General features: G+C 73.3%; 8 protein-coding genes. 1 reads left to right on the forward strand and 7 read right to left on the reverse strand.

Annotated features, from left to right (window positions below):
- Positions 1-20 precede the first annotated feature (20 nt).
- From QSK45_RS18750 to QSK45_RS18760, 3 genes are all read right to left on the reverse strand, one after another.
- Positions 21-2,246: an FUSC family protein gene (locus QSK45_RS18750; RefSeq protein ID WP_285558308.1), complete on the reverse strand. Its 2,226-nt coding sequence runs from the start codon at positions 2,244-2,246 to the stop codon at positions 21-23.
- 311 nt (positions 2,247-2,557) lie between these two features.
- The gene (locus QSK45_RS18755) at positions 2,558-3,931 is read right to left on the reverse strand and encodes an NAD(P)/FAD-dependent oxidoreductase (RefSeq protein WP_285558258.1); all 1,374 of its coding nucleotides are present in this window, start codon (positions 3,929-3,931) and stop codon (positions 2,558-2,560) included.
- A gap of 208 nt (positions 3,932-4,139) precedes the next feature.
- A complete protein-coding gene (locus QSK45_RS18760) occupies positions 4,140-4,574 on the reverse strand; it encodes an ATP-binding protein (RefSeq protein WP_285558260.1) in 435 nt (144 codons plus the stop codon).
- Positions 4,575-4,884: 310 nt separating this feature from the next.
- On the opposite strand from QSK45_RS18760, the gene QSK45_RS18765 reads away from it, so the two are divergent.
- Positions 4,885-5,118, forward strand: coding sequence for a DUF6480 family protein (locus QSK45_RS18765; protein ID WP_285558263.1), 234 nt, complete (start codon positions 4,885-4,887; stop codon positions 5,116-5,118).
- A gap of 179 nt (positions 5,119-5,297) precedes the next feature.
- Here the strand turns inward: QSK45_RS18765 and QSK45_RS18770 are convergent, their stop codons facing one another.
- The 4 genes from QSK45_RS18770 to QSK45_RS18785 form a co-directional block, all read right to left on the reverse strand.
- Entirely contained in the window at positions 5,298-6,386 is a 1,089-nt protein-coding gene (locus QSK45_RS18770; RefSeq protein ID WP_285558265.1) for a glutamate--cysteine ligase 2, read from the reverse strand.
- A gap of 91 nt (positions 6,387-6,477) precedes the next feature.
- Entirely contained in the window at positions 6,478-8,685 is a 2,208-nt protein-coding gene (gene glgB / locus QSK45_RS18775; RefSeq protein ID WP_285558266.1) for a 1,4-alpha-glucan branching enzyme, read from the reverse strand.
- 4 nt (positions 8,686-8,689) lie between these two features.
- Complete coding sequence (locus tag QSK45_RS18780) at positions 8,690-10,054, reverse strand: maltokinase N-terminal cap-like domain-containing protein (RefSeq protein ID WP_285558268.1); 1,365 nt, start codon at positions 10,052-10,054, stop codon at positions 8,690-8,692.
- Positions 10,055-10,085: 31 nt separating this feature from the next.
- Positions 10,086-10,650 (reverse strand): alpha-glucosidase C-terminal domain-containing protein (locus QSK45_RS18785; RefSeq protein WP_285558269.1); only part of this gene is annotated, 565 nt, incomplete at its 5' end.

Genomic DNA, 10,650 nt, shown 5'->3' on the forward strand with positions numbered 1-10,650 from the left:
GCGGACGCCCGCCGAAGACCTCACCGCTTCTTCGCCGCCGAGGTCTCCGGCCGCAGTCCCAGCGGGCGGGCGAGGCCCGAGACCGCCTCGTCAAGACGCTGCAGATGCCGCAGCACCCGGTCGGTGACCCGGCCGTAACGGGGCGTGCGCAGGGTCCCCGGCTCCAGCATCGACGCGATGCTGGGGCCGGTCTCGATCCGCCCGGCCGAGCGCGGGTCGTCGACGTGCGCGGCGATCGTCTCGATGTTCTGCACGATCCGCGCCCCCGCCCCCCTCAGCCGGGGGTCCGCCGCGATCGAGGGATGCGTGGGCAGCAGCTCCGCCGTCGCCGCGAGGGACCGCCCGTGGTACGCACAGGTCTCCAGCAGCGCCACCACGTACCGGGCGGTGTTGCGGCGGGTCCGCATCGGGGTGATCGGATGCGTCAGCGGCTGGGTGGCGGAGCGCAGATCGGCCAGCGCCTGGTCCAACTCCCGTGCCTGCTCCACCAGATCGCCGCCCGCCCCGCCGCTGAGCTGGTCGACCGCGGCCCGGGTGACCTCCGCGAGCCGGTCGAGGACCTTGACGAGGAGCTCGTTGGTACGGCGGTCCGTGTGGATCGGCAGCACCACCGCCGCCGCGATCACCCCGCACGCCGCGCCCAGCGCCGTCTCCTCGATCCGCAGCACCAGCACGGCCGCGGTGTACGTGTTGAGCAGCGTGTACAGCAGTCCCAGCGCGGCCGTCACGAAGAACGACATCAGCGTGTACGACAGCGGCGCGGTGTAGAACATCGCGAACACGAGGAGCAGCACCAGCGCGAACGCCGTCCAGGTGTGGTGCCCGACCAGCCCGGCGAGCCCGATACCGGCGATCACGCCGAGCACCGTGCCGAGCAGCCGCCGGTAGCCCTTGACCAGGATCTCCCCGGTGGACGCGGTGTTGATGAACACGATCCAGCAGGTCAGCACCGCCCAGTACCAGCGCTGGCTGGACAGCAGCTCGCCGCCGAGGATGGCCAGCGAGGAACCGACGGCCACCTGGACGGCGGCCCGGGTGGTGGGCCGTTGCAGCCCGCCCGGCTCGGTGCCCTTGGCTTCGGTCTCCTCGCTGACCTCGATCGCGGCGTCCTCGGCGTCGAGTTCCTCGCGCGAGCGGGTGGTGGCGGGGGAGTCGTCGGACTCGTCCTGCGGTCCGTCGAGGGCGAGCCGCAGGCCCAGCGCGGCCCGCGCCGTCTCGCCGAGCCCACGGAAGACGTCCTGCACGGCCGGGGTGGCCTCGGGCAGGTTCTCCTCCTCGCGATAGCCGAGCAGCCGGTTGCGCACCTGGGCCAGTGCCGTGCCCGCGGCCTCGCCGGCCGGGCGCAGCGCCAGCAGCCGCAGCGCCCTGAGGTCCCGGCGCAGTTCGGCCCGCGCCTCGTCCCGCACCGGCAGCTCGCCGCCCGAGGGCAGCGGGGCGCCGGGCAGGTGCAGGGTGAGGGTGTCGGTGCGCTCGGCGCTGCGCGCGGTGAGCAGCAGCAGGCCGAGCCGCTCGGCGGCGATCTCCGCGTCCGCGATGCGGCGTTGCAGCAGCCGGGCCACCGACTCGTCGGAGGTGCCGTCCTCCAGGCGGCCCTGGATCAGCAGCGCCGTCTCGTGCAGCCGCGCGGTACCGGTGCGCAGCTCCTCCAGGACCTTCTCCACGTCCTCGGGCCCGGCGTCCAGCAACTCGATCTGGGTGTCGATCAGCTGGGCGAGCCGGGCCCGGAACGCCTGCCGCAGGCGCTCCAGCGTGCCCGCCGGGGTCTGCGGCAGCAACGCGAACCGGGCGAGGGCCGCGCACCCGAAGGCGATCCCGACGACGCCGTACAGCTTCGGCAGCAGATCCGGGGTCGCGTGCACGAACAGGGAGAGGAAGTACGTCTGGAAGCCGATCAGTCCGAGTGCGTGGCCGCGGTCGCCGAAGCGGCGGCTGTAGACGGCGCTGAACATGAGCGCGACGAAGAACAGGTCGCCCGCCACCACGTACTGGCTCAGCAGGGTGCCCAGGGTGACCGAGACGAGGGCCACCGGCAGGCCGATCGCGAGGGTGCGGGCCTGCCGGGGGCGTTGCTTCTCGCGGATCGCGAAGGTGGCGACCATCGACGCGATGGCACCGGCCACCAGCAGCGGAACCGGGGCGCGCAGCGCGGCGAGCACGGCGAGGGTGAGGGCGATCGACACGACCGTGCGCAGCCCCGCGGTGAGCCGGAGCAGCCCGGGATCCCATGCCGCGAGCCGGTCCCACATCCGTACCCGCCCCGACCGTCCCGCTGCCCTCACGCCGCCGCGCTCTCCCGTGTCCGTGAACCCGTGCCAGAATTCGATCTCTGCTCCAGCATCGCACGCGGCCCCGGACCACCGTCTTCCGGCCGGGGGCGCGGCCGGCTACGCGTTCGCGTGTCCGTGACCGGGCCCCGTGTCCGCACCCGAGCCAGGCGACCAGCCGCCCGATCGGCGCGTGGCGGGAGCCGATCCCTTCCTCGCCGAACACCGGGCACACCGGGGAAGACCGCCGACCGGGGCGAACCGATCGGCGGTCCTCGGTGCGCCGTGTCGCATCAGCGGCTGCCGACCCCGCCCTCCACCCGGGCCCGCACCTGCTCCGGCGTCAGATACGCGTCCGTGAACTCGAAGTCCTTCAGCCGGGCGGGCTTGCGGGCCTGGAAGCCTGTGCGCACGAAGTCGTCCCCGGCCACCGCGTTCAGCATCCAGTTGGTCATCACCCGGGTCTTGGCGACGCCCGTGCGCAGCGCCGACCAGTGGTAGCCGCGGGCCACCGCCTGCGCGGGCACCCCCCGCAGCTCGACGCCGAGCGGCTTGGACACCGCGTCCTTGCCGCCGAGGTCGACGACGAGGCCCAGGTCCTTGTGGTGGTACGGCCGCAGCGGCTCGCCGCGCAGCGTCGCGATGACGTTCTCGGCGACCCGCCTGCCCTGGCGCGAGGCGTGCTGCGCGGTCGGCGGGCAGATCGCGCCCTCCTGCTCCTTGGCGAGGTCGGGCACGGCGGCCGAGTCGCCGAGCGCGAACACCCCGTCCTGCCCGGGTACGGTCAGCTCGGGATCGACGAGGAGCCGGCCGCGGACCGTCTCCGCGCCCAGCGTGGCGATCAGCGGGCTGGCCACCACACCGGCGGTCCAGATCAGCGTGCGCGTCGGCACCACCCGGCCGTCGGTGAACGTGACCTCCTCCGGCCCGGCCTTGCCGATCGACACCCCGAGGGACACGTCGATGCCGCGCCGCCGCAGGATCTCCTGCGCGCTGCGGCCGAGCTTCTCGCCCAGCTCCGGCATCAGCTTGGGCGCGATGTCGATCAGGTGCCACCGGATCAGTCCGGGGTCCAGGCGCGGATAGCGCGCCACGGCGGCGTGCGTGAGCCGCTGGAGGCAGGCGGCGGTCTCGGTGCCCGCGTAGCCGCCGCCGACCACGACGAACTGGAGCCGCGCGGCCCGTTCGGCCGGGTCGTCGCTGGCGTCCGCGAGGTCGAGCTGGGAGATGACGTGGTCGCGGATGTAGGCCGCCTCGGCGAGCGTCTTCATACCGAAGGCGTGCTCGGTCAGGCCCGGGATGTCGAAGGTTCGGGTCACGCTGCCCGGGGCCAGCACGATGTAGTCGTACGGCTCGTTGACGATCTTGTCGGTGATGGTGCGCACGACACAGACCTTGGCCTTCAGGTCCACGCCGATCGCGCCGCCGGGCAGGATGCGGGTGCGGTACCGCCTGCTGCGGCGCAGGGAGAGCGCGATCGACTGCGGTGTGAGCACACCGGAGGCGACCTGGGGCAGCAGCGGCAGGTAGAGCTGGTAGGAGACGGGCGTCACCAGGGTGACGTCGGCCTCGTCGGGGGCGAGTTTCCGCTCCAGGCGGCGGACGCACTCGACTCCGGCGAAGCCTGCGCCGACCACCAGGATCCTGGGTCGTGTCACGGTGTCCATCCCTTTCTGCGGCTCCAGGCGGGGGTCCGACTCGACGCCGTCCGCATGCCCTGGACCGCCGCGCACCGACTCCGATCCCACCGCGACCCGGGCCGCTGCGCCAGTCGGGTGCGGCAGGCAGACGAACGCGAGGTCCCTCGTGGCTGCGGAGGCGGGGCCCCGTACGCGGTGGAGTAACCGGTCGACGAAGGGTTACACCTCGGCGTCCTCACCACGGCAGGAACACATGGATGTCCTTGCCCTCGTCGTGCACCACCACGCTGACCTGGGTGCACAGCGTGTGCACCAGATGCCAGCCGATGCCGCCGCCGCCCGTGCGCGGATGGAAGGGCCGCGGCTCCGGCCTGGTGGTGCTGGTGTCCCGCATCATCACGTGCACGCCGTCGAAGGTGCGCCGCATCCGCAGGTCGAACGGACCGGGCGCGTACTGGATGACGTTCGCCGCCAGTTCGGTCACGACGAGCAGGATGTCGTCCCAGTACTCGTGCTCGCCGGGCGGTGCCACCCGGGCCAGCGCGCCCAGGAAGTCCTCCGCCGCGAGCCTGGCCTCCGTGACATTGCGCAGCTCTCCCGCGAAGGAGAACTCACGCTCGTACGTCTCCTCCGAGGGCGGTGTCTCGTCCCCACGCGGCTCCGTCGCCATCTCCGCATTCCCCGGTCCCGGCCGGGGAAGGGCCTCTGTGCTGCCCCGTGCGGCCAGGACGGTCGTCGTCGCTGATCTTTCGCTGCGCTGCGGGTTCCCACAGCCGGGCCGGATATCCGTCCGCGCGACCGCCGCACGGCGATCCTCACCGAGCGCGAGCAGCCCGTTGCCCGCCGCGAACGGCTCCGCAGGACACCGTAGACCCTGGGGCGCCCGGTACGGCACACCGCCCTCTCGGCCGTCGCGACGGCCCCGCGATCGGCTGATGAGGTGGGCGACTCCTGGGGACTCGGGGGACATGAGTGCAGACATGAGTCATGTGAACCCCGATCCGGACCCCGAGCGCAGCACCGGTCTGGAGCCCGGCGGCTCGGTGCCGCCCGGCGAGACCCCGCCCGCGGAGAGCAGCATGCCGCAGGCCGCCGTCCGCGAGCCGGGCGCGACGCAGCGCGGCTGGGCCAAGGCGCCCCTGGCGCTGATCCTGGCCCTCGTGGTGCTGTTCGCCGCGTTCTTCCTGGTGTACGCCCTGGTCCTGATCCGCTGACCGGGCGTGTACGACGCCTCGCCGCGACCCCACCAGGTCGTCCGCGTACGACGCGCCCCGGCCCGCCGGGGCCACCGCGCGCCGCCTCGTCCGGTCCGCCGGGCGTCCGTGTACGGCCTCCACCCGGGCCGGGGGCCGGGCCGCGTCACGCCCGCGTGCGCGGCCGTGGGCCGGGCCGCTCACGCCTGCGTGCGTCGCACGCACGCGGTGACCACGTCCCGCAGCGTGCCGGTGCGCTCCAGCAGCCGGCGCTGCTCGCGTGCGCCGTTGCCGCGGCGCAGGAGTTCCTCGACGCCCCGCTCGGCGCGGTCCGCGTCCCCGGAGTCGTCGAGCGCGTCCCCGACGAGATCGAGCAGCGCGCGCAGCACACGCTCCGCGGGCCGGGGCCGCATGGTCGCGGGGTCGAGCAGGTCCCCGTCGATCCCGAAGCGCGCGGCCTGCCAGGAGGCGAGCCGCAGCAGGCTCACGCTGTGGTCCGGCGCGGGCCGTCCCGCCCGCCAGTCCCGGGCGGCCGTCTCCACCAGGCCCCGGGTGAGGGTCGCCACGAGCAGGGCGGTGTCCGCGCACAGGCACACGTCCGCGACCCGGACCTCGACCGTCGGGTAGCGCGCCGACAGCCGCGCGTCGAAGTACGCCATCCCCTCGTCCAGGATCACCCCGGTGGCCATCATGTCCGCCACCCGCCGGTGGTAGCGCTCCGGGGACCCGAACAGCTCGGTCGGCCCGGCCGACGGCCAGCGCCCCCACACCCGGCTGCGATAACTGTGGTATCCGGTGTCATGGCCTTGCCAGAAAGGGGAGTTGCCGCTGACCGCGGTGAGCACCGGGAGCCAGGGCCGCATCCGGTCGAGGACGGCCACGCCCTCCTCGTCGGAGTCCACCGACACATGCACGTGGCAGCCGCAGACGAGCTGGTCCCGGGTGCCGACGCCGTACCGCTCGGCCAGCCACTGATAGCGCTCGTTCACCGTGAGGGAGGGGCTCACCGGCAGCGGCGACGTGGCGAGCGCCGCGACCGCGCAGCCGATCCGACCGGCGTGCCGGGCCGCCTCCTTGCGGCAGCGCACGAGCTCGTCACCGAGGTCCGCCATGTCCGCCTGCGGATGGGTGGCGAACTCCAGCATCTGGCCGAACAGTTCCTTCTCGAACACGTCCTGCCCGGGATCGTCCCGCGCGGCCCGTGCCAGCACGGCCGTCGCCAGTGCCTTCGGGTCGCCGCTGTCCGGATCGACCAGAAGGAGTTCCTCCTCCACCCCGACCGTGCGCACTCGGTGCCGCCCTTCCCCCCTGCGACCAGGGGCAGCCAGCGATCTGTCACGACCCCGACTGCCCCCGTGACGGCCGCCGACACCTGCGGGATCAGCGCGCCGGACCCAGGAACACCGTGGCCAGCGGCGGCAGCGTGAGCGGCAGACTGCCGTCGACCGGCTTCAGGGCGCCCGGCGCGCCGACCGGGACCCCGCCGCCCCCGTAGCCGACGTCGTCGGTGTTCAGCAGCTCCCGCCAGGCCGGCACCTCCTGCGGGACCCACAGCCGGTAGTCCTCCCGGACCACGGGGGAGAAGTTCGACACCGCCAGCAGCGGGGTGCCGTCGGCCGCGTACCGCAGGAACGCGAAGACGTTGTCGTCCGCCGCGTCGCACAGCACCCAGCGGAAGCCGCCCGGGTCGGTGTCCCGCTGCCACAGCGCCGGAGTCGCCCGGTACAGCGCGTTCAGGTCCCGCACCAGCGTCTGTACACCCCGGTGGTCGCCGGCGGAGTGGTAGTCCTCGTCCAGCAGCCACCACTCGGGCCCCTGCGCCTCCGCCCACTCGGCACCCTGCGCGAACTCCTGCCCCATGAAAAGCAGTTGCTTGCCCGGATGGGCCCACATGAAGCCCAGATAGGCGCGGTGGTTGGCGCGCCGCTGCCACCAGTCGCCCGGCATCTTCGACACCAGCGCCTGCTTGCCGTGGACCACCTCGTCGTGCGAGATGGGCAGCACGTAGTTCTCGCTGTAGGCGTACACCATCGAGAAGGTCATCTCGTTGTGGTGGTACTTGCGGTGCACGGGCTCCTTCTGGACGTACTGGAGCGAGTCGTGCATCCAGCCCATGTTCCACTTCAGCCCGAAGCCCAGCCCCCCGGCGTCGGTCGGCCGGGTCACCCCGTCCCAGGCGGTGGACTCCTCGGCGATGGTCACCACGCCGGGGCAGCGCCGGTAGACGGTGGCGTTCATCTCCTGGAGGAACGCCACCGCGTCCAGGTCCTCGCGTCCGCCGAACACATTCGGCTCCCACTGCCCGGAGTCCCGCGAGTAGTCGAGGTAGAGCATGGAGGCGACCGCGTCCACGCGCAGACCGTCGATGTGGAACTCCTCGCACCAGTAGACGGCGTTGGCCACCAGGAAGTTGCGCACCTCGGTGCGGCCGTAGTCGAACTCGTACGTCCCCCAGTCCGGGTGCTCGGCCCGCGCGGCGTTCCCGGGCTCGTACAGCGGATCCCCGTCGAACCGGGCCAGCGCCCAGTCGTCCTTGGGGAAGTGCGCCGGCACCCAGTCCATGATCACGCCGATGCCCGCCCGGTGCAGCGCGTCCACCAGGTACCGGAAGTCGTCCGGGGAACCGAGCCGGGGCGTGGGCGCGTAGTACGAGGTGACCTGGTAGCCCCACGAGCCGCTGAACGGATGCCCGGCCACCGGCATCAGCTCCACGTGCGTGAAGCCCATCTCCTTGACATACGCGGGCAGTTCGTCGGCCAGCTGACGATAGGTCAGGCCAGGTCGCCAGGACGGCAGGTGCACCTCGTACACGGAGAACGGCGCCTCGTGCACCGGTGTGTCGCCGCGGTGCGCCATCCAGCGCGCGTCGCCCCACGCGTAGCGCGAGGCCGTGACCACGGACGCGGTGTCCGGCGGGACCTCGGTGCACCTGGCCATCGGGTCCGCCTTCAGGAAGCGGTGGCCGTAGCGGGAGGTGATCTCGAACTTGTAGCGGTCGCCCTCGCCGATCCCGGGCAGGAACAGCTCCCACACCCCGGACGCGCCGAGCGAGCGCATCGGGTACTGCGTGCCGTCCCAGTACGTGAAGTCCCCGGCGACGCGCACCCCCTGGGCGTTGGGTGCCCACACGGTGAACCGGGTGCCGGCCACGCCCTCGTGGACCATCGGCTCGGCGCCGAGCGCCCGCCACAGCTGCTCGTGCCGGCCCTCGCGGATCAGATGCAGGTCCAGCTCGCCCAGCGCGGGCAGGAAACGGTAGGGGTCGTGCACCTCCCGCTCCTGGGTGTCGTACGTCACCAGCAGCGTGTACGACGGGATCCGCGGGTAGGGCAGCACGGCCGCGAACAGCCCGCCGCCCTCGGGGACGAGCGGGTTCGCCATCCCGTCGACCAGGACGCTCACCGCCCGCGCGTTCGGGCGCAGCGCCCGGAACAGGGTGCCGCCCGGCACCGGGTGGGCGCCCAGCAGGGCGTGCGGGTCGTGGTGCGCCCCGCCGAGCAGCCGGTCGCGGTCGGCGGGGTCCAGTGCGGTGGCCGTGGCCGGCACCGGGCCCGCGGCCTCGGGCGGCGACGTGTCGCGCAGTGCCATGCCGTCAGCCTCCCCACACCGCGAGCCGCTTGATCGCGGCCATGGGTACCGGCAGCCAGTCCGGCCGGTGTCTCGCCTCGTACAGCACCTCGTACACCGCCCTGTCCGTCTCGTGCGCGCGCAGCAGCGCGTGCTTCTTGCGTGGGTCCCAGCCCGCGCGGACCGCGTAGCCCGCGCAGAACGCCTCCCGGCAGCGGCGCGCCCACTCGGGTCGCCAGGGGCGGCGCTGCCGGGCCGCGTAGTCGAAGGAGCGCAGCATTCCCGCCACGTCCCGCACCGGGGACTGCGGGGCGCGCCGCTCGGTCAGCGGCCTCGACGGCTCGCCCTCGAAGTCGATGACGAACCAGTCACGGCCGGCCCGCAGCACCTGCCCGAGGTGCAGATCGCCGTGGATGCGCTGGGCCGGCGGCCCGGTGTCGCACGTGGCGAGCGCCCCGAACGCGGCCCGCAGGCCGGGCACGAAGGGCTTCAGGCCCGGCACGGCGTGCGCGGCGGCCTCCAGGCGCGCGCACATCGCCTCGGCGGTGCGACCGTTCTCGCCGGGCCCGGCCGGCGGGAACGCCCCGGCCAGCGCGATGTGCACCTCGGCCATGGCCCGGCCCAGCTCGCGGGCCTCGGCGGTGAAGTCGTCGCCCGCCGCGAGCGCGCCGAGCGCCAGCGTCCAGCCGTCGGTGGCGTCCGGCAGGAACGGCTGGAGCACCCCCAGCGTGGCCGGGCGCGGCGCGCTGGTGGTGAACCAGGCCACCGGCGCGGGCACCCGGGTGCAGCCCTGCGCGGCGAGGGCCGCCGACACCTCCAGGTCCGGGTTGACGCCCGGTTGGATGCGGCGGAAGAGCTTGAGGATGTACGCGTCGCCGTAGACCAGCGAGGTGTTGGACTGCTCGGCGTCCAGCAGCCGTGGCGGCAGACCGCCGGGAACCGGGGCGGCGGGGTCCGCCTCGAAGCGCAGCGGGCCCGCGCTGCCGGGGCGGCGCAGCCGCTCCAGGAGCAGGTGAGCCGAGCGCGGGTCGTGCAGCGCGTCGTAGACCGCGAGCCCGGCCAGCGGTCCCGCGGTGGCCCGCCCGACGAACGCCCGGTCCAGGCGCGGCGCGAGCTGCTCGCGCACGCCGAGCAGCAGCTGGTAGCAGTCGCCCGGCGGGGGAGTGCCGCCGGGGGTGGGCACGGGCGCGTGCGAGGCGTGCACCAGCAGATGCAGACACCCGGGAAACAGCTCGGTCACACTCAGCACCGACAGATCGGTCACGGGCCGGTCCTTGCCCGCGAACCAGCGCTGCCGCGGGAGCCATTCCCGCAGCAGCCCGCCGAGCGAGGCGAGGGGGCCGTCGACGCCGGCCGCGGTTCTCGGCCGGAGGGTGATGGTCTTCGGCATGGTGACGCGTCCTTTCCTCGGCGCCGTGCGCTCAGCGGCGGCGGCCGATGCGGGATGCGACTCGGGTGAGCCGGAACCAGTAGAAGCCGTGGCCCTGCAAGGTGAGGAGATAGGGCAGTTCGCCGATGGCGGGGAAGCGCACCCCGCCGATCAGCTCCACCGGATGGCGTCCGTCGTAGGCCCGCAGATCCAGCTCGGTGGGCTGCGCGAACCGGGAGAAGTTGTGGACGCACAGCACGAGGTCGTCCTCGTACTCGCGCAGGAAGGCGAGCACCGCCGGGTTGGAGGACGTCAGTTCGGTGAACGAGCCGAGACCGAAGGCGGGGTTCTGCTTGCGGATCTCGATCATGCGCCGGGTCCAGTGCAGCAGCGACGACGGCGAGGACATCGACGCCTCGACGTTGGTGACCTGGTAGCCGTAGACCGGGTCCATGATCGTGGGCAGGTACAGCCGTCCCGGATCACACGTCGAGAAGCCGGCGTTGCGGTCCGGTGTCCACTGCATGGGGGTGCGGACGGCGTCGCGGTCGCCGAGCCAGATGTTGTCGCCCATGCCGATCTCGTCGCCGTAGTAGAGGATCGGCGAGCCGGGCAGG

Source organism: Streptomyces hygroscopicus subsp. hygroscopicus, assembly GCF_030269125.1.
Taxonomy (GTDB): domain Bacteria; phylum Actinomycetota; class Actinomycetes; order Streptomycetales; family Streptomycetaceae; genus Streptomyces; species Streptomyces hygroscopicus_C.

Excerpts from the sequence above, each read along its gene's own strand:
- QSK45_RS18780 (WP_285558268.1), bottom strand. The coding sequence starts at position 10,054 with ATGCCGAAGACCATCACCCTCCGGCCGAGAACCGCGGCCGGCGTCGAC.
- QSK45_RS18765 (WP_285558263.1), top strand. The coding sequence starts at position 4,885 with ATGAGTCATGTGAACCCCGATCCGGACCCCGAGCGCAGCACCGGTCTG.
- QSK45_RS18750 (WP_285558308.1), bottom strand. The coding sequence starts at position 2,246 with ATGTGGGACCGGCTCGCGGCATGGGATCCCGGGCTGCTCCGGCTCACC.
- QSK45_RS18755 (WP_285558258.1), bottom strand. The coding sequence starts at position 3,931 with ATGGACACCGTGACACGACCCAGGATCCTGGTGGTCGGCGCAGGCTTC.
- glgB (WP_285558266.1), bottom strand. The coding sequence starts at position 8,685 with ATGGCACTGCGCGACACGTCGCCGCCCGAGGCCGCGGGCCCGGTGCCG.
- QSK45_RS18760 (WP_285558260.1), bottom strand. The coding sequence starts at position 4,574 with ATGGCGACGGAGCCGCGTGGGGACGAGACACCGCCCTCGGAGGAGACG.